This is a genomic window from Streptomyces sp. NBC_00273 (genome assembly GCF_036178145.1).
Lineage (GTDB): Bacteria > Actinomycetota > Actinomycetes > Streptomycetales > Streptomycetaceae > Streptomyces.
The window spans coordinates 7,017,911-7,035,257 of record NZ_CP108067.1 but is presented as its reverse complement, the minus strand read 5'-3'; the positions used below and the strand labels follow the sequence as shown (position 1 = coordinate 7,035,257).

21 protein-coding genes and 1 pseudogene are annotated in these 17,347 nt (G+C 73.0%); 9 read left to right on the top strand and 13 right to left on the bottom strand.

Annotated features, from left to right (window positions below):
* Nucleotides 1-9: 9 nt before the first annotated feature.
* From OG386_RS31360 to OG386_RS31350, 3 genes are read right to left on the bottom strand one after another with little or no spacing between them, the layout of a single operon-like run.
* The gene (locus tag OG386_RS31360; RefSeq protein ID WP_328790886.1) at nucleotides 10-648 is read right to left on the bottom strand and encodes a TetR/AcrR family transcriptional regulator; all 639 of its coding nucleotides are present in this window, start codon (nucleotides 646-648) and stop codon (nucleotides 10-12) included.
* A gap of 26 nt (nucleotides 649-674) precedes the next feature.
* Complete coding sequence (locus OG386_RS31355) at nucleotides 675-1,460, bottom strand: SDR family oxidoreductase (protein ID WP_328790885.1); 786 nt, start codon at nucleotides 1,458-1,460, stop codon at nucleotides 675-677.
* Nucleotides 1,457-1,807 (bottom strand): acyl-CoA dehydrogenase family protein, encoded by a 351-nt coding sequence (locus OG386_RS31350; RefSeq protein WP_328790884.1) that lies wholly within the window; start codon nucleotides 1,805-1,807, stop codon nucleotides 1,457-1,459. Before OG386_RS31350 ends, OG386_RS31355 begins: the two co-directional genes overlap by 4 nt.
* A gap of 62 nt (nucleotides 1,808-1,869) precedes the next feature.
* Between OG386_RS31350 and OG386_RS31345 the strand changes: the two genes are divergently transcribed.
* The 3 genes from OG386_RS31345 to OG386_RS31335 are packed head-to-tail and all read left to right on the top strand — an operon-like array spanning nucleotide 1,870 to nucleotide 4,291.
* On the top strand, nucleotides 1,870-2,142 hold the full coding sequence (locus OG386_RS31345; protein ID WP_328790882.1) for a hypothetical protein: 273 nt from the start codon (nucleotides 1,870-1,872) through the stop codon (nucleotides 2,140-2,142).
* Nucleotides 2,142-3,287 (top strand): acyl-CoA dehydrogenase family protein, encoded by a 1,146-nt coding sequence (locus OG386_RS31340; RefSeq protein ID WP_328790881.1) that lies wholly within the window; start codon nucleotides 2,142-2,144, stop codon nucleotides 3,285-3,287. Before OG386_RS31345 ends, OG386_RS31340 begins: the two co-directional genes overlap by 1 nt.
* Entirely contained in the window at nucleotides 3,287-4,291 is a 1,005-nt protein-coding gene (locus OG386_RS31335) for an acyl-CoA dehydrogenase family protein (protein ID WP_328790879.1), read from the top strand. The genes OG386_RS31340 and OG386_RS31335 overlap by 1 nt, the downstream gene beginning before the upstream one ends.
* Here OG386_RS31335 and OG386_RS31330 read toward each other — a convergent pair.
* Nucleotides 4,272-4,997 (bottom strand): class I SAM-dependent methyltransferase, encoded by a 726-nt coding sequence (locus OG386_RS31330; RefSeq protein ID WP_328790878.1) that lies wholly within the window; start codon nucleotides 4,995-4,997, stop codon nucleotides 4,272-4,274. The genes OG386_RS31335 and OG386_RS31330 overlap by 20 nt on opposite strands.
* 65 nt (nucleotides 4,998-5,062) lie before the next feature.
* On the opposite strand from OG386_RS31330, the gene OG386_RS31325 reads away from it, so the two are divergent.
* On the top strand, nucleotides 5,063-5,506 hold the full coding sequence (locus OG386_RS31325; RefSeq protein WP_328790877.1) for a hypothetical protein: 444 nt from the start codon (nucleotides 5,063-5,065) through the stop codon (nucleotides 5,504-5,506).
* Nucleotides 5,507-5,606: 100 nt separating this feature from the next.
* Here OG386_RS31325 and OG386_RS31320 read toward each other — a convergent pair whose 3' ends face one another.
* The 5 genes from OG386_RS31320 to OG386_RS31300 all read right to left on the bottom strand — a co-directional run bounded on the left by OG386_RS31320 (nucleotide 5,607) and on the right by OG386_RS31300 (nucleotide 9,423).
* The gene (locus OG386_RS31320) at nucleotides 5,607-5,855 is read right to left on the bottom strand and encodes a hypothetical protein (RefSeq protein WP_328790876.1); all 249 of its coding nucleotides are present in this window, start codon (nucleotides 5,853-5,855) and stop codon (nucleotides 5,607-5,609) included.
* 224 nt (nucleotides 5,856-6,079) lie between these two features.
* Nucleotides 6,080-6,628: a hypothetical protein gene (locus tag OG386_RS31315; RefSeq protein WP_328790875.1), complete on the bottom strand. Its 549-nt coding sequence runs from the start codon at nucleotides 6,626-6,628 to the stop codon at nucleotides 6,080-6,082.
* Between the two features lie 18 nt (nucleotides 6,629-6,646).
* Nucleotides 6,647-7,570, bottom strand: a complete 924-nt coding sequence (locus tag OG386_RS31310) for an alpha/beta hydrolase (protein ID WP_328790874.1) — start codon at nucleotides 7,568-7,570, stop codon at nucleotides 6,647-6,649.
* Nucleotides 7,567-8,298 (bottom strand): SDR family NAD(P)-dependent oxidoreductase, encoded by a 732-nt coding sequence (locus OG386_RS31305; protein WP_328790873.1) that lies wholly within the window; start codon nucleotides 8,296-8,298, stop codon nucleotides 7,567-7,569. The genes OG386_RS31310 and OG386_RS31305 overlap by 4 nt, the downstream gene beginning before the upstream one ends.
* 3 nt (nucleotides 8,299-8,301) lie before the next feature.
* The gene (locus OG386_RS31300) at nucleotides 8,302-9,423 is read right to left on the bottom strand and encodes an LLM class flavin-dependent oxidoreductase (protein ID WP_328790872.1); all 1,122 of its coding nucleotides are present in this window, start codon (nucleotides 9,421-9,423) and stop codon (nucleotides 8,302-8,304) included.
* Nucleotides 9,424-9,535: 112 nt separating this feature from the next.
* Here OG386_RS31300 and OG386_RS31295 point away from each other — a divergent pair, with 112 nt between their 5' ends.
* From OG386_RS31295 to OG386_RS31285, 4 genes and pseudogenes are all read left to right on the top strand, one after another.
* Complete coding sequence (locus tag OG386_RS31295) at nucleotides 9,536-10,129, top strand: PadR family transcriptional regulator (protein WP_328790871.1); 594 nt, start codon at nucleotides 9,536-9,538, stop codon at nucleotides 10,127-10,129.
* Nucleotides 10,130-10,180: 51 nt separating this feature from the next.
* A pseudogene (locus OG386_RS47015) lies at nucleotides 10,181-10,525 on the top strand (hypothetical protein); the annotation flags it as partial.
* Nucleotides 10,522-11,250, top strand: a complete 729-nt coding sequence (locus OG386_RS31290; protein WP_328790870.1) for a vWA domain-containing protein — start codon at nucleotides 10,522-10,524, stop codon at nucleotides 11,248-11,250. The pseudogene OG386_RS47015 and the gene OG386_RS31290, both read left to right, overlap by 4 nt.
* Nucleotides 11,251-11,285: 35 nt before the next feature.
* The gene (locus OG386_RS31285) at nucleotides 11,286-11,786 is read left to right on the top strand and encodes a pyridoxamine 5'-phosphate oxidase family protein (RefSeq protein ID WP_328790869.1); all 501 of its coding nucleotides are present in this window, start codon (nucleotides 11,286-11,288) and stop codon (nucleotides 11,784-11,786) included.
* Here the strand turns inward: OG386_RS31285 and OG386_RS31280 are convergent.
* The gene (locus OG386_RS31280; RefSeq protein WP_328790868.1) at nucleotides 11,783-13,072 is read right to left on the bottom strand and encodes a DUF1906 domain-containing protein; all 1,290 of its coding nucleotides are present in this window, start codon (nucleotides 13,070-13,072) and stop codon (nucleotides 11,783-11,785) included. The genes OG386_RS31285 and OG386_RS31280 overlap by 4 nt on opposite strands.
* 259 nt (nucleotides 13,073-13,331) lie before the next feature.
* Nucleotides 13,332-14,267, bottom strand: coding sequence for an NAD-dependent epimerase/dehydratase family protein (locus OG386_RS31275; protein WP_328790867.1), 936 nt, complete (start codon nucleotides 14,265-14,267; stop codon nucleotides 13,332-13,334).
* A gap of 112 nt (nucleotides 14,268-14,379) precedes the next feature.
* Here OG386_RS31275 and OG386_RS31270 point away from each other — a divergent pair, with 112 nt between their 5' ends.
* Nucleotides 14,380-15,342 carry a GlxA family transcriptional regulator gene (locus OG386_RS31270; protein WP_328790866.1) on the top strand — a complete coding sequence of 321 codons (963 nt, stop codon included), beginning with the start codon at nucleotides 14,380-14,382 and terminating at the stop codon, nucleotides 15,340-15,342.
* A gap of 78 nt (nucleotides 15,343-15,420) precedes the next feature.
* Here the strand turns inward: OG386_RS31270 and OG386_RS31265 are convergent, their stop codons facing one another.
* Nucleotides 15,421-16,455 (bottom strand): ABC transporter permease, encoded by a 1,035-nt coding sequence (locus OG386_RS31265; protein ID WP_328790865.1) that lies wholly within the window; start codon nucleotides 16,453-16,455, stop codon nucleotides 15,421-15,423.
* On the bottom strand, nucleotides 16,452-17,345 hold the full coding sequence (locus OG386_RS31260; protein WP_328793430.1) for an ABC transporter ATP-binding protein: 894 nt from the start codon (nucleotides 17,343-17,345) through the stop codon (nucleotides 16,452-16,454). Before OG386_RS31260 ends, OG386_RS31265 begins: the two co-directional genes overlap by 4 nt.
* Nucleotides 17,346-17,347: the final 2 nt, after the last annotated feature.

Here is a 17,347-nt window from a genome sequence, read left to right as displayed (position 1 = left end):
TCGGGTCGGTCAGGTGGGGCGCAGTGCGATCCCGTCCAGCACCATCGACAGGTACTGGCGGGCGATCTCCTCGGGGCTGTGCTGTCCGCCCGGCCGGTACCAGGAGGCCGCCACCCACACCGTGTCGCGCACGAAGCGGTAGGTGAGGCGGATGTCGAGGTCGGCGCGGAAGACCTTGGCCGCGACCCCCCGCTCCAGGGTCCCGAGCCAGGCCTTCTCGAACTTCTGCTGCGAGTCGGACAGGTAGTGGAAGCGGGGCTGCGCGGAGAGGGTGCGGGATTCCTTCTGGTAGATGGCGACGGCGGCGCGGTGCCGGTCGATCTCCCGGAAGGACTCGGTGACGAGGGCCTCGATGGTCTGCCTGGGGTCGAGACCTGCGGCGAGGACGGTGTCGTAGCCGTCCCACAGTTCGGTCAGGAAGGCCGAGAGGATCTCGTCGAGCATCGATTCCTTGGAATCGAAGTGGTAGTAGAGGCTGCCGGCGAGCATGCCGGCGGCGTCGGCGATCTTGCGGACGGTGGTGGCGTTGTAGCCCTGCGCGGCGAAGACCTCGGCGGCGGTGTCGAGGAGTTCACGACGCCGTTCGGGGGAGGCCGTCACCTGCGGCTTCTTCTTGGTCGTCGGCGCTGTCGGCTTGTTCGTTGGCACGCGTCCATTCTCAGCCAACGCACCCCCTAGGCGTGCTGGCTGCTGACGGACACCGTCTCGCCGGTCATGTACGACGAGTAGGCGCTGGCCAGGAAGACGATGACGTTGGCGACCTCCCAGGGTTCGGCGTACCGGCCGAAGGCCTCGCGGGCGGTGAGTTCGGCCAGGAGCTCCTCGCTGGTGACCTTCACCAGGTGCGGGTGCATGGCCAGGCTCGGGGCGACCGCGTTGACGCGTACGCCGAACTCCGCGGCTTCCAGGGCCGCGCAGCGGGTCAGGGCCATCACTCCGGCCTTGGCGGCGGCGTAGTGGGCCTGGCCGGTCTGGGCGCGCCAGCCGATGACGGAGGCGTTGTTGACGATCACTCCGCCGCCGCCGGAGGCCTTGAGGGCGCGCAGGGCGGCGCGGGTGCAGCGGAAGGTTCCGTTCAGGGTGACGTCGAGGACGCGGGACCACTGGGTGTCGGTCATGTCGACGAGGGCGGCGGTGCCGCCGAGGCCGGCGTTGTTGACGACGACGTCGAGGCGGCCGTGGGTGTGCTCGGCGAGGTCGAAGAGGGCCTGGACCTGGTCCTCGTCGGTGACGTCGCAGGGCAGGGAGGTGACGCGGTCCGCACCGAACTCGGCGGCGAGCGCCTCCTCGGTCTCCTTCAGGCGGCGGGCGTGGGCGTCGCCGATGACGATGCGGGCGCCCTCCTCCAGGAGGCGGCGGGCGGTGGCTCCGCCGATCCCGGCCCCGGCGGCGGCGGTGACGACGGCGGTGCGGTCCTTCAGCAGTCCGTGCCCGGCGACGTAGTCGGGGGTGGCGGTCACGCCCGTACCTCCTTGGGAAGGCCGAGGATCCGCTCGGCGATGAGGGTGCGCTGGATCTCGTCGTGCGCGCCGTCGGCGAGGAGCGAGGGGGCGGCGTCGGTGCGGGCGTACTCCTCGTGGAAGGCGATCTGCTCGGCGGGGGTCGCGCCGCGGCCGCCGTGCTCGACGGGCCAGCCGATGCAGGTCCAACCGTGGGCCGCCATGTGACGCTCCCCGGCGAGGCGTTCGGCGAAGGCCTCGTGTTCCCGGCCGGGGCCGCCGCGGCCCTTGAGGGCGGCGAACTCGCCCGTGAGGTGGACCCGTAGCCACCCCCGGACCTCGGTGCGGAACTCCTCGACGCTGCTCATGGCCGTACGTTAACCTACCAAACACTTGTTAGGGAAGCTCGCTCGTGAAGGATGGACGCCGCATGCCCGACGACGCACCCGTGCTCTACGAGCGCCGCGGCCCGGTCGCGTACGTGACCATGAACCGCCCCCGCTACCGCAACGCGCAGAACAGCGCGATGACGTACGCGCTGGACGACGCCTTCTACCGGGCCGCCGAGGACCTCCAGGGCCTGCACACCGGCATGGACTCGGTGTTCGGCCTGCACCACCTGGCGCGCGCGCACAACGCGGAGACCGCCGCGGACTCGCTCGGCGGCGTGAGCACGGCCGCCCTGAAGGAGGCGAACACCTGATGGAACTCGCGCACACGGCGGACGTGGAGGCCTTCCGGGCCGAGGCCCGCACCTGGCTCCGCGCCCACGTCCCGGCCCGGCCCCTGCCCTCCCTGGAGACGGCCGAGGGCTTCGCGGCGCACCGGGAGTGGGAGGCGGTGCTGCACGCGGACCGCTGGTCGGTGGTCTCGTGGCCCGAGGAGTACGGGGGCCGGGGCGTGGACATCGTCAAGTGGTTGGTCTTCGAGGAGGAGTACTGGGCCGCGGGCGCGCCCGGCCGGGTCTCGCAGAACGGCATCAACCTCCTCGCCCCCACCCTCTTCGACCACGCGAGCCCGCAGCAGCGGGCGCGGGTGCTGCCGTCGATGGCGAGCGGCGAGGTGATCTGGGCGCAGGCCTGGTCGGAGCCCGAGTCGGGGTCCGACCTGGCGTCGCTGACGTCGCGGGCGGTCCGCACGGAGGGCGGCTGGCTGCTGACGGGGCAGAAGACCTGGTCCTCGCGGGCGGCCTTCGCGGACCGTGCCTTCGGGATCTTCCGCACCGACCCGGACGCCCCCAAACCCCACCAGGGGCTGACGTACCTGATGTTCGACCTGCGGGCGCCGGGGGTGACGGTGCGGCCCATCGGCCGGCTCGACGGCAAGCCCGCCTTCGCGGAGCTCTTCCTGGACCAGGTCTTCGCACCGGACGAGGACGTGATCGGGGAGCCGGGGCAGGGTTGGCGGATCGCCATGTCGACGACGGGCAACGAGCGCGGGCTGACCCTGCGCTCCCCCGGCCGGTTCCTGGCCGCGGCGGACCGGCTGGTCGGGCTGTGGCGCACGCACGGGGACCCGTCCGACACCGCGCTGCGCGACCGGGTGGCGGACGCGGTGGTGGGGGCGCGCGCGTACGAGCTGTTCACCTGGGCGAACGCCTCCCGCTTCGCGGCGGGCGGCACGATCGGCGCCGAGTCCAGCCTGAACAAGGTGTTCTGGTCGCAGTACGACATCGCCCTGCACGAGACGGCGCTGGACCTGCTGGGCGCGGACGCGGAGCTCGCGGAGGGCGAGTGGGCCGAGCCGTGGGTCTTCTCCCTGGCCGGGCCGATCTACGCGGGGACGAACGAGATCCAGCGCGACATCATCGCCGAGCGGCTGCTCGGCCTCCCGAAGGGCCGCCGCTGATGCGCTTCCTGCTGACCGACGAGCAGTCGGACTTCGCCCGTACGCTGCGCTCCCTGCTGGGCTCGGCGCAGGTCCCGGCGGCGGTACGGGCCTGGGCGGACGGCGACGCCGCGCCCGGGCGGGCCCTGTGGTCCCGGCTCGCGGGGACGGGCCTGTTCGCGCTGGCCGTCCCGGAGGCGTACGAGGGGGCCGGCCTGCTCCCGCTGGAGCTGTCGCTCGGCTTCGTGGAGCTGGGCCGGGCCGGGGTGCCGGGGCCCGTGGTGGAGAGCGCCGCGGCGTCGGTGCTGCTGGCGGAGCTGGCGGACGAGGCGCTCGCCAAACGGTTCCTGCCGGGGCTGGCGCAGGGCGAGACCTCCGCCACGCTGACCCTGCCGGACGGGAGCCCGTACGCGCTGGACGCGGACGCGGCGACGTACTGCTTCACGGTGTCGGGGGCGGGCGAACTGCGATGGCGGGGCGGTCCGCGCGAACCGGTCCGGTCGACGGACCCCGCGCGCCGGCTGTCCCTCCCGCCGGCCGGCGGGGACGACGGGGGTGAACTGCTGGCGGCGGGCCCGGCGGTGACCCGGGCGGCCGAGGCGGCCGGCCGCTGGGCCCGGCTGCTGACGGCCGCCCAGTGCCTGGGCGTCGGCGAGGCGCTGCTGGCCAGGACGGTGGAGTACGCGAAGCAGCGCACGCAGTTCGGCACGCCGATCGGCGGCTTCCAGGCGGTGAAGCACCGGCTGGCGGACACCCTGCTCGACCTGGAGTTCGCCCGCCCGCTGGTGTGGGCGGCGGCGCTGTCGCCGGGCCCGGGCGAGGTGGCGGCGGCGAAGCTGGCGGCGGGCGAGGCGTCGTACCGGGCGGCGATGACGGCGCTCCAGCTCCACGGTGCGGTGGGCTACACCGAGGAGCTGGACCTGTCCCTGTGGCTGCGCAAGGCCCGACCGCTGCGGGACGCCTGGGGAACGCCGTCGGCCTGCCGGGCCGAGGTCCTGCGGTCCCTCACACCACCGCGACGCTGAGGTTCACGACGTACTGCTCCTCGACGGTGCCGTCCGGGAAGAGCGCGCTCAGCAGCTCCCGCTCCCCCGCGAAGTACTCGCGGGTGCGGGCCTCGCCCAGGACCAGGAAGGCGGAGTGGCTGGCGAGGTTGGCGAGGTGGTCGTCCAACGTGATGCGCCGGGTCCACGTCACCGAACGGCTGGTGAACTCGCCGAGCCCTTCGGGCAGGATGCGGCGGGTCTCCCCCTTGACCTCGAAGAAGACCCGGAGCCGCTCCTCCTGTTCGGCGATCCACGGCACGGTGGCGTCCGTGTCGTTCCACCAGAGCGCGAGCGCACCGCCGGGCCGCAGCACCCGGCGGGCCTCGGGCACGGAGCGGACCGGGTCGGTCCAGTGCCAGGCCTGGGCGTAGGTGAGCAGGTCGAACGCGCCGGTGGCCAGCGGCAGCCGGTCCCCGTCGCCGCGCACGATCGGGATCCCGGGGTACGTGCGGCGGAACTCGGCGGCCATTCCGTCCCCGGGCTCCACGGCGAGGACCTCGGCCCCGCGCTCGTGCAGGAGCGCGGTGGCGATCCCGGTCCCGGCTCCTACGTCGGCCACCCGGGCCCCGGCGAGCGGCCGCCCGGTGAGGGACTCGACGGCGTCGAAGAGGGCTGGGGGGTAGCTGGGGCGGTGGGCCGCGTACGAAGCGGCCGCTGCGTCGAAGGAACGGGCACGTGTGGTCATGCGTCCATTGTTTTCGATCACACAATCGGTAACAAGATCGGGGTACTTGCACCATGCGAAGGACGATGACCGGCGTGACCGCGCTGACCGCGTGCGCAGCGGCGGCCGCACTGCTCACCGGCTGCGGGAGCGCGGAACCGAAGCCGAAGCCGGCCGGGGAGGGCGCGCCGGCGGCTTCGACGAGCGCCCCGTCCGCCCCCGCCAAGGCCGGTGGCGCCACTCACGAGGTGACCCTGGAGGTCGGCGGCACCGGAAAGACGGCGGTCATGTACAACGGCATCGGCAGCGGATTCGAGCAGCAGACCCTGCCGTGGTCGAAGAGCGGCACCGCGGAACTCACCGCCGCGGAACAGAAGGTGGGCTACCTCGTGAGCGTGGTCCCGGGCACGATCAACGGCGCCGACGGCACGCTGCAGCAGGCCCCGTGCGTCATCAAGGTCGACGGGAAGAAGGTCGCGGAGAGCGACGGCGTCACGACCGTGAAGGGCTGCTCCTACACGATCAAGTAGGCGGCACGCGTTCGGCGGTCCAGGCTGTACGGCTTTGCCGTACAGCCTGGACCGGAACTCAATTGTTCACGTCAACGATGACCTTTTCCGTCTCGCCGACCTACCAGCCCCAGCCCCAGTCCCAGTAGCCGTGACAGTGGCTGTGGTGATGGTGGCCGTGGTGGCGGTGGTGGTAACCGTGGCCGTGCCCATGCCCGTGGCCGCCGTGTTCGACCGCCATCGTCGTGGTTGCGGTGCTGACGTTCGGCGTCGCGGCGAATGCGCTGGAAGGCAGCAGTGCACCCGCTGCGGCCAGGGCGGACGCGGCCGTAAGGACGGCGAGACGCCGAGTGACGAATGCGTGAGTCATGAGGATTCACCTCCGGTGAGAAAGGGCCACGTCGCCAGATCCGTTCCGGACGGCGCGGGTGGGTCACCTGCTCTGCGTGATCCCATGCCTCAATTAGGCCCAGGGTGAACAAATGCTTCACGTCCCGAGATTTCGGGACTTGACACATGGCGGCGGTCACGAATTCGTCGGGCGAAGTGGCCGTCGAGCCGGATGGCCGGAGGTCCTGATCGCCGGGAAGTTCCTTAGCGGCGGGGACGCAGGGAGAGCCGGCCGACGAGGGCGGTCTGGAGGAGGAGCAGGGTTCCGGTGGCGGCCGCCGGCCAGAGCGGGCGGGCCGGGCGGCCGCCCACGGTCCAGGCCGGGCCGTCGGGGTCCACCGTCACGGTGAGCCGGGCGCCGACCGGGAGGTCCTTCTCCACCGGGCCGGGCAGGTCCCGGCCGGCTTCCGTGCGCAGCCGTAGCGACGGGGCCGAGGTCGAGCCGTCCTGCGCCGCGGTCCGCTCGGCGACGACCGCCCGCTCCTCCCGGCCGCGGTCGTGCAGGGTGTGCCGGTCCCAGGTGGTCCCGCCGGCCACCGCGACGCCGACGGCGAGGAGTGCGACGCAGGTACGGGCGACGAACTCCGCGCCGGTGCCGTGCGGTACGGCCGCGCCGACGACGAAGACGGCCAACAGGACCGGGATCCAGGCTCCCCCGGGTCCCCGGAGCAGCCAGATCGCACCGGACTCCACCGCCAGGAGGAGGCCGATGCGCAAGGCCGCGCCCGACAGTCTCCGTATCAGTTCAGCCATGGACACATCATGCCTGGGTCATGCCCGGGAGGTCGGCGGCCCCGCCCTTCCCGCCCCCGCCACCCAGGCCGCGGCCGCCCGGAGCGCGGCGGCGCCCGCCGGCAGGGGCAGGCCCAGGAAGCCGTGGAAGACCCCCGGGTGGAGCTGGATCGTGCAGTCGACGCCGGCCGCCGCCAGCCGGCGGGCGTACGCGAGGCCCTCGTCGCGCAGCACGTCGCAGTCGGCGAGGACGATCAGGGCGGGCGGCAGGCCCGACAGGTCGGGGGCGCGCAGCGGCGAGACGTGCGGGTGCTCCGGGTCGCCGCCGTAGCTGTCCCAGTACCAGGCCATGTGGGCGGCGGTGTGGAAGTAGCCCTCCGCGTACCTCTCCACGGAGGCGGAGTCCATCCGGGCGTCCAGCGGCGGATAGAACAGCACCTGTCCCGCTACGAGTTCGGGCGCGCGCAGGGCCGTCACGGCCGCGAGGTTGCCGCCGCTGGAATCCCCCGCCAGCACCACCCGGCCGGGGTCGCAGCCGAGCGCGCGGGACCGCTCCCGCGCCCAGAGCAGGACCGTCAGCGCATCGTCCGGCGCCGCCGGCCAGGGGTGTTCCGGGGCCAGCCGGTAGTCCGCCGAGACGACCACCGCGCCAGCGGCCACAGCCAGGGAGCGGCAGGTCGCGTCGTGGGTGTCCGGGCCGCACATCACCCAGCCGCCGCCGTGCAGGAAGACGACCAGGGGGCGGTCGGACCGGCCGGGCGCGGGGTCGTAGACGCGGACCGGGACCCCGCCCGCGACGGCGTCGGACACCGAGGCCACGGCCGGACCCTCGCGGCCGGACCCGGACGCCGCGGCCGCCCGGAGGGCGTCGACGTCGCCCGGCCCCGGGAAGCCGGCGGTCATCGCGTCGCACAGCCGCCGGGCCTGCGGTGAGAGGGGATCGGGTGCACGGAGGTCGCTCATGCCGTCGTCATCCCCCCGTCCACGGTGAACTCGCTGCCCGTCACGTACGAGGACGCGTCCGAGCAGAGGAAGAGGACCAGCTCCCCGACCTCCTCCGGGCGGCCGATGCGCCCCAGTGGCACGTGCGACCAGTCCCGGCCCGCCACCGCCCCGGCCACCATCGGGGTGTCGATGGCCCCCGGGTGCACCGAGTTGACCCGGATCCGGTCCCCGGCGAGGTCGAGCGCCGCCGACCGGGTCAGTCCGCGCAGTCCGAACTTGGTGGATCCGTAGGCGGCGTGGCCCGGTATCCCGACCAGTCCGGCGGTGGAGGAGATGTTGACGATCGAGCCGCCCCCGCCCGCCCGCAGCACCGGCGCGACCGCCTGGATGCCGAGGAACGGGCCGAGCAGGTTGACCCGCAGGAGCGCTTCGAAGTCCTCCAGCCGTTGCCGTTCCACGTGGGCGGTGCGCCACAGGGCCGCGTTGTTGACCAGCGCCGAGACCGCGCCGAAGGCGCCGACCGACCGCTCCACCACCTTCGCCCAGCTCGCCGCGTCGGCCACGTCGTGGCGGACGTACAGTCCTTGGTCCCCGAGTTCGGCGGCCACCGCCCGCCCCTCGTCCTCCCGTATGTCGGTGACGACCACCCGGGCCCCCGCCGCCGCGCACAGCCGGGCCTCGGCGGCGCCCTGGCCGCGCCCGGCGCCGGTGATCACGACGACCTTCCCGTCGAGCTGCTCCCCCACGGCTCAGCCCTCCAGCGCGCGGAAGTGCGGGATGACCTTCTCGCCCCACTGGCGGATGGTCTCCATGCACGCCTCCTGGGGGACGGTGCCCATCTGGATCAGGCACATCACCTCGTCGACGCCGATCTCGCGGAGCTGCTCGACGTAGGCGATGGCGCTCTCGGCGCTGCCGTACGCGTGCTCGGCGTTGTAGGTGCCGGTGTCGACGGGGCGGGCGGGGATGTTCGCCCCGTTCAGCTTGGCGACGAGCTCCTCCCGGCCCTTGGCCAGGGCCGCCACGTGGTCCTCTTCCTCCGCGCACTCGGTCGGCTCGGGGCCGTTCCCGTACCAGTGCGCGATGGACTCGGCGAAGAAGCGCTGCCCGCGCGTGCCCAGCCGCAGGGCCCGCTCGGCGTCGTCGAGGACGATGGTCGGGCAGAGGGCGGAGAGGTGGTCGTTGACCACGGTGGAGACCAGGCGCTCGCCGCTGCGCGTCGCGATGGCCTCGTCGTAGACCTTGCGCATGGCGCGGACGTCGTCGGCGCCGGCGAAGCCCATCACCAGGGCCCCGATGCCGAGCTCGGCGGCCAGCTTGAGGGTGTCGTGCTTGGAGCAGGCCATGAACAGCGGCGGGTGCGGGTCCTGGACGGGGCGGGGCAGGATCGCGCCGGGGCCGATGTCGAGGGAGCCGTGCCATTCGAAGGTCCCCTCCTTCCAGGCCGAGGAGAAGATCCGCAGGGCCTCCTCCATCTGCGGGTAGGTGTCCTCGGGCCTGACCCCGTACATGGACATCTCCTGGCGGGTGGCGCCGCGCCCGGCGCCGATGTCGACGCGGCCTCCGCAGAGCACGTCGAGCATGGCGGCGCGCTCGGCGACGCGCACCGGGTGCTGGTAGCCGAAGGGCATGGTGACGACGCCGTGGCCGATCCTGATCCGGCGCGTGCGGGCGGCCACCCAGGTCAGGAAGATCTCGGAGGCGCTCATGTGCGCGTACTGGGTCAGGGAGTGGTGCTCGACGGCCCAGATCCGGTCGAAGCCCATCTCCTCGGCGTAGACGGCCTGCTCGACGCAGTCGTGGATGACCTGGCGTTCGCGTTCGGGGGTGGGGTCGACGAGCTGCGCCTCGAAGATCATCGAGAACTTCACGGTGAGGTCCCTCCGTCCAGCGTTTCGAACAATTATTTCTAATAGGAATATTTCTAGCAGGCATATCTTGCAGGGGGAAGGGCGCCGTGAGGCCGGTCGTAGACTGCGCTGCGTGGCAGACGAGACGAACAAGCGCGCGCTCCCCGCGACCAGCTGGGCGGTGCTCGGGCTGCTCTCCTTCGGAGAGGAGCTCTCCGGTTACGACCTGAAGAAGTGGTCGGACGGGTCGCTGCGGTTCTTCTACTGGAGCCCGTCGTTCAGCCAGATCTACAGCGAGCTCAAGCGCCTGGAGAAGGCGGGCTACGCGTCCTCGCGGATGGTCGCCCAGGACACCGGAACGCGCGACAAGCGGGTCTACCGGATCACGGACGAGGGCATGGCGGCCGTACGGGAGTGGGCCCGCGAGGCCCCCGTCGACCCGCCCGTCCTCAAGCACGGGCCGATGCTGCGCCTGTGGCTGGGCCACCTGCTGGAACCGGAGCAGATGCGCGAAGTCCTCGTCCAGCACCAGGAGTTCGCGGAGAAGATGCACCGTCGCGCGATGGCCGACGTGGAGGGCTCGAAGGACGAGAGCGCCTGGGCGTACCCGACCCTCACGCTCAAGTGGGCCGAGCGGTACTACGCCTCCGAGCGCGACCTCGCGGCGCGCATGCTCGAAGACATCAACGAGCTCGCCGAGCGCGAAGGCCGCGGCAAGCTGCCGTAGGAGCGCCGGAAGTACAGCAGCGGCGGCCCGTCGCGGTACGCGGCCGCTGCGTACGGGGAGCGCGAGGCACTCGCCGACGGCGAGGCCCGCTGGGCCTTCGTACGACTGGCCGCCGAGATCGCGGCGGCCGCCCGCGCCGCCATCGCCCACGGGATCCGGCCCGGGGACCGGGTGGCGCTCTGGGCCCCCGACAGCCGCGGGTGGATCGCCTGCGCACTCGGCGCCGTCGGCGCGGAAGTGGAGACGGCCCGGGCGCTCGCCCGCGCGGCGGCTGCCGCCAGGGCTCCGCCCTCCTGCTCGGCGCGCCGGCCGCGCACCGGGCGCGGCTGGCGGCCGATCTGGGTTTCACCACGGCGGACTGACGGGCCGGCGCACTGCCGTACGCTCGCCCCATGACGGGCAGTGCGATCAACCTCCGCAAGGTCGAGGAGACGGCTCCGGCGCTCGTGAGCCTCTACAAGAGCGCCGGGGTCTCCTTGCGCAAGTACGGCCTGGAGGGCGGCCGGGCCGCCGTCTACCTGGTGCTGGACTACTCCGGGTCGATGCGCCCCTATTACGCGAACGGCAGCATGCAGGCCCTCGCGGATCAGGTGTTGGGGTTGTCCGCCCACTTGGACGACGACGGCCGCGTGCCGGTGGTCTTCTTCTCCACCGAGGTCGACGCGGTGGAGGAGATCTCCCTGGCCGGGCACGAGGGCCGGGTCACCGAGATCGCCTCGCGGCTGGGCCACATGGGCAAGACGGCTTACCACGCGGCGATGGACGCGGTCATCGACCATTACCTGGACTCGGGGGCGACGGCGCCCGCCCTGGTCGTCTTCCAGACCGACGGCGGCCCGATCAACAAGCTCGCGGCCGAGCGGTACCTGTGCAAGGCGGCCCGGCTGCCGCTCTTCTGGCAGTTCGTCGGCTTCGGCAACACCCGCAGCACGCAGTTCGACTTCCTGCGCCGGCTGGACGAGCTGCCTGTCCCGGCGATGCGGGTCGTGGACAACGCGGGCTACTTCCACGCGGGGCAGGACCCCCGCAGCGTGCCGGACGGCGAACTCTACGACCGCCTGCTCGGTGAGTTCCCTGAATGGTTGGCGGCAGCGCGCAGTGCGGGCATCGTGCGCGCCTGACCTGCGCCCGCCGGTGCCCGCGCTTTGATGGACGTATGACGCATACCAGCTGGGCAGTCTTCGAGAAGGCGGAACCGGAGTTCGCTGCGGCCGTCCAGGCCCGCTTCGCGCAGTACCCCCACCACGTCCTGGCCACCCTCCGCAAGGACGGCTCGCCCCGGGCGACCGGGCTGAACGTCGACATCCGGGGCGGGGAGCTGTGGCTCGGCATGATGTTCGGCTCGATGAAGGCCAGGGACCTCCAGCACGACCCCCGATTCGCCCTGCACAGCAACCCGGGCGCGGGCGAGGAGATGCCCCACGGGGACGTACGGATCTCGGGGCGCGCGCTGGAGCTCGTGGACCCGCCCGAACTGCACCGGTACGCGGAGGAGACCGAGACCCCGCACCCCTTCCACCTCTTCCACGCCGATCTGACGGAGGTCGTCCACGTCCGCGTGCAGGGCGACGAGCTGGTGGTGCGGTCGTGGACCCCGGAGCACGGCCTGCGCACCCTGCGCCGGGGCGACGACGACGAACCACCGCGCGAGGACTAGCCGAGCCGGGGCAGGCCGCCGATCGGGCCGAGGGCGGCGGGGTTCACGTCCAGCCAGCTGCGGTCGATGTTGAGGGTGATCCCGCCGTAGGTCGCGTCGTGGTCGCCGCGGAACTGGTGGGCCCGGCGCGGGCCGGCCCACTTCGCGGTGCCTTTCTTCAGGCCCATGTCGGCGTCGGAGACGGAGGCCGAGAGGTTCCAGCGGGCGGCCCAGAGCACGTCCGGCATGGCCCGGGGCGCCTGGTGGTAGTGGGCGCTCAGCGCCTTGACCCCGGAGCTCACCGAGACGTAGGCGGCGGAGCGGAAGCCCAGCTCGTGCAGCCGGTCCGTCCAGGCGGTCAGGTAGGCCACGACCGGGGCGTCCCAGGTGGCGCGGTCCGTGTAGTTCTCCAGGTCGTTGTAGAGCACCGTGCCCGCGGCCAGGCCCAGTGACCGGGCCGCCTCCGCCGCGCCCTCGGCGGCCTCCCGGCCCTGCCCGTTGGCCTCGGAGGGGTCGGTGGACAGCCCGGTGGCGGCGTTGTGCCAGGGCTGCGGGCCCACCCAGATCGGCATCAGGTGCCAGCCCGCGGCGGCCTGCCGCTCCACCCAGCGGGCCGTGAGCCGCGGCTGGGCGCAGGCCCGGGCCCGGCCGCCGACGTAGACGCCGATCGCGCCGAAGGGGGAATCGGCCCGCCAGGTGTCCATGGCCTTCTGGGTGGGGGCGGTACAGGCGTCGAAGCCCTCGCCCTTGAAGGGCTCCTGGGTGCTACGGGGCCCCGGGGCGGGGGACGGCACGGGGGCCGGGGCGGGAGCCGGGGCGGGCGGCGGCGCCACGGCGCGGGCCTGTGCCAGGACCGTGCGCACGGCGTCGGGCGCGGCCCCGTAGGAGACGGTGGCCATGACGGCGGAGCGGCGCAGGGCGTACCGCAGCTCGTTGCTGTCGGAGCGGGGCGGGACCTCGCGCAGCACGTTCCATGAGTCGACGGCGACGGTCGGGATGTCGGCGCGCTCCGGGGCCCCGTCGAGGGGTTCGAGGTGCAGGGTGTCGGCGCGGTCGGCGACGGCCCGGCCGGTGCACTCGGCCTGGGTGCCGGCGTGGCCGAGGTACAGGGTGGGCAGGTCGAGGCGCAGGCACGCGTCGGGGTTCCGGTCGAGGTCGACGACCCGCCAGTCGGCCGGGAGGGCGACGCGCAGACCGCGGTAGTCGACGGTCCGGGTCCGGCCGTCGTCGGCGCCGGCGGAAGGCTGGACGGGGAGCAGCAGCGCGGCGCCGAGCAGGCCGCTCAGTAGCATTCGGATGGGGGCCATGATCCAGATGGGTACCAGACGGCGGGGCTCCTCAACTGTGCGGCGAGGCCGCGCAGATGCTCCGTCCGGCCTAGGGGGCGTCGCCGGTCCTCACGGGCCCGGCCGGGTCGGTCGGGAGGATTCGTTCCTTCCCTCCGTACGCCCGGCGCGCCCGTCAGGAGCTTCCCCCGCCCTCCCCCGTCGGGTCACCCGCACGAGCGAATCGGGCCCGGCCCCGTCGGTCGGTACGCCACCGGCCGGGGGGCCGCGCCCGCCGCTCTCAGCTGCCCGTCCGCACCGACGGCCCGGTGGAGATCAACTCCTTCAGCACGTGGTCCAGTTCGGTGGCCCGTACGCCGAGCAGGCGCTCGGTGTCGGAGGCGTCGAGGCGCAGCTCGCCGTCGTACTGGTAGGCCATCTCCGGCATCTCGGCCATCACCGGGTCCGCCGCGGCCGCCGCGTCGAGTTCCTCCTGCGTCGTGGTCCTGAGCCTCGGGCTCGGCGCGCCGGCGACCTCGGCCAGCCGCCCCATCAGCTCCCTCGGGGACAGTTCGGAGGTGGAGGGCACGTGCCAGGCGCGGCCCCAGCAGTCGTCCCGCCCGCCGACCGCGATCAGGGTCCGCGCGACGTCCTCCGTGTAGGACCAGGCGTGCGGCGCGTCGAGGCCGACCGGCAGTACGGCCTCCTCGCCGGCCAGTACGGCGGGCACGGCCAGGAGGGGGAAGAGTCCGAGGACGTTCGCCCCGAGGAAGTCGCCGGCGCGCACCTCGGCGACCCGGACCCGCCCGGCCCGGTGCGCGGCCAGCGCCTCCTCCCACATGGCGGCGCGCACCCGACCCTTGTCGGAGTTGGGCCTCATGGGCAGGTCGGGCGTGAGGGGGCCGTCGACGGCTCCGTACCCGTACACGTTGCCCAGCATCACGTAGTCGGTGCCGGTCCGCCCGGCGGCGGCGAGCAGCGAGGCGGCGAGGGGCGGGAAGGCGGTCCGCCAGTCCTGGTAGGCGGGCGCGGCCGCGTTGTAGAGGGTCCGGGCGCCGTGCAGCAGCTCGACGAGCCGGTCGGTGTCGGTGATGTCCGCGGCGACCCGCTCGACGAGCGGAAGATCGGGCCCGCCGCCGCTGCGGGTGACGACGCGGACCTGCTCGCCTGATGCGGCGAGCAGACGGGCGGTGGCGGTGCCGATCGCACCGGCGCCCGTGATGACGTGCAGGGCCATGGCTGTACTCCTGAACTGGGACTGCGAGTTGCTGTTGTTGACAGGTCAACCCTCGCCCCGGGCCCGGCCGTACAGTAGTGGCTGGAATGCCAGCAATCCGGAGATTCGAGCCATGCCGATCACTCGCCCGCACCGCGTCGCGGTCATCGCGTGCCCGCCGGTCACCACCTTCGACCTGTCGATCCCGGGGGTGGTGTTCGGCGCGACGGCCCTCGGCGGGCAGCCTGCGTACGAGGTGACGGTCTGCACGCTCGTCCCCGGCGTGGTGCAGGCGCGGTACGGCACGGACGTCGTGGTGCCGGACGGCCTGGAGGCGGTGGAGCGGGCCGACACGGTGATGATCACGGGGACGGCCGACCGGGAGGGCCCCGACCCCCGGGTGCTTGACGCCCTGCGGGCCGCCGCCGCACGGGGCGCTCGCATCGCCTCCATCTGCACGGGTGCCTTCGTCCTCGCGCAGGCGGGTCTCCTGGAGGGCCGCCGGGCCACGACCTTCTGGTCGGCGTCCGCGGAGTTCGGGCGGCTCTTCCCCGAGGTCGAGCTCGTGCCCGCCGTGCTGTTCGTCGAGGACGGCAGGGTGCTGACGTCGGCGGGCATGTCGGCCGGGATCGACCTGTGCCTGCACCTGGTGCGCCGCGACTACGGCGCCGCCGTCGCGAACGCCACGGCCCGTCTGGTCGTGGCGGCCCCCGTACGGCCGGGCGGCCAGGCCCAGTTCATCGAGACCCCGCTGCCGCCGGAGCGCGGCACCTCCCTGGTGGCCACCCGCGCCTGGGCGCTGGCCCGCCTGCACGAGCCGACGACCCTGGCCGAGCTGGCCCGGCACGCGGGCACGAGCACCCGCACCCTGACCCGCCGCTTCCGCGCCGAAACGGGCCTCAGCCCCCTCCAGTGGCTGCTGCACCAGCGTCTGGACCGCGCCTGCGAGATCCTGGAGACCACCACCCTCCCGATGGACCAGGTGGCCGCCCGCAGCGGACTCGGCACGGCGGACTCCCTCCGCACCCACCTGACCCGCCACACGGGCCTGACCCCGAGCACGTACCGTGCCACGGCGCGGGCTCGACGGCCGTAGAGTCGAGGGGGGCGGCCGAAGCCAGTTGCGTTGGCTTCGGCCGCCCCGTTCTCCTCGTGCCGTTCCTCCTCGTGCCGGTCAGGCCGCCCGGCGGCGCAGCCACCAGGCGCAGAACCCGGCCAGCAGTCCGGAGAGCGCGAGGAAGATCCCGGTCTCGATCCACTGGAAGGTCCAGTAGCGGTCGGCGGGCTGGTAGTCGACCTCTATGTGGCCCTTCGAGGTGGCGAAGCATTCGAAGGGGTCCGCCTTGGGCTCCGCGCAGCCCTCGGCACCGCGGACCTCCTTGCCGGAGGCGTCGAGCACCGCACCGAGGTCGGACACGACCCAGACGCCCGGCCTGAGCACCCCGATCCGCAGGTGGGCGTCGTTTCCGGAACCCTTCAGCTGGATGTGGTTCGCGTTCCAGCCGTCCTTCATCGCACCGGACTCCTCGCCGCCGCCGACCGGCGCCATGACGAGGGAGCTGAGCGCGACATCGGTGTGTTCCGGCGCCACGAAGTGCGGGCGGATCGCGAAGGGTACGAAGATCTGCACCGCGAGGAAGGCGGCGAGGGTCGCGGCCATCGCGGGTACGGTGCGCCGGATCAGGAGTCCGGCCGAGGCGCCGAGGGTGAAGGCGAACGCCGCGTAGCCGAGGGGGACGACCCCGCGGCCGCTGAACATCAGGGCGGTGAACCGGTCCAGGTTGACCCGGTCGATGGGGCCGGCCCACCAGGTCACCAGGAGGCTGAGCACCCCGGTGACGGCGACGGCGATCAGGCCGACGGCCCCGAGCTTGACCAGGAGCCAGCGGCCGCGGGAGATGCTCTGGTTCCAGATGAGCCGGTGGGTGCCGGTCTCCAGTTCACGGGCGATCAGCGGGGCGCCCCAGAAGATCCCGATGATGCCGGGTGTGGCGAGCAGCAGGCTCGTGACGTAGTAGGTCAGGGTCTGGTACTCGACGACGAGGGCGTTCTTCGCCGGTTCGCAGTCGCTGCCGCAGCCGGCGACGGTGCTGTCGTAGACCTCGCGCATCTGGAGGCCGGTGACGACGAGGAATATCGCGATCGCGGCGAGGACGGCGAGCGCGGCGAGGGTCTGGACGCGGTACTGGCGCCAGGTCAGCCAGATCATCGCTGGTTCTCCCGGGTGGGTCGGGGGCCGGGCCCGGCCGTGGCCCGGCTCATGTAGGTGAGGACGAGGTCCTCCAGGTTGAGCGGCTCCAGGACCCAGGAGGGATCCTGGACCGCCTTGTCGGAGCGCACGATGAAGGTGCTCTGCCGCTCGGTGCGGGTCTCCTGGATGACCTGCATGCCCGGGGGCAGGGTGGCCGCCTCGCGGCGGGCGGTGGTGAGCCGGAAGTGGGTGGCGAGCAGGTCGTCGACGTCGCCCGCGACCTGGACCCGGGAGGCGACCAGCGAGATCAGGTGGTCGCAGACCCGTTCCAGGTCGGACACCAGGTGCGAGGAGAGCACGACGGTGGTGCCGTGTTCGGCGACGACCTCCATCAGGCTCTGCAGGAACTCCCGGCGGGCCAGCGGGTCCAGGGCGGCGACGGGCTCGTCGAGGATCAGCAGCTCGGGCCGTTTGGCGACGGCGAGGGTCAGGGCCACCTGGGCGCGCTGGCCGCCGGAGAGCTTGCCCGCCTTCTGGGCGGGGTCCAGGCCGAGCTGCCGGATCCGGTCTCCCGCCAGCTGGGCGTCCCAGCCCGGGTTGAGCCGGGCGCCCAGCTTCAGGTGGTCGGCGATGGACAGTCCGGCGTAGGTGGGCGTGTCCTGGGCGACGAACCCGACCTTGGCGAGCTGCTCGGGCCCGGACGCGGGCCGGCCGCCGAGCACCTCGATGGTGCCGGAGGTCGGGCCGATCAGCCCGCAGGCCAGCTGCAACAGGGTGGACTTGCCGGCCCCGTTGGGCCCGACCAGGCCGACGACCCGCCCGGACGGCACGCTCAGGGTGCAGTCGCTCAGCGCCTCTTTGCGGCCGTACCGCTTGCCCAGCGCACGGGCTTCCAATACTGCGGGTATTG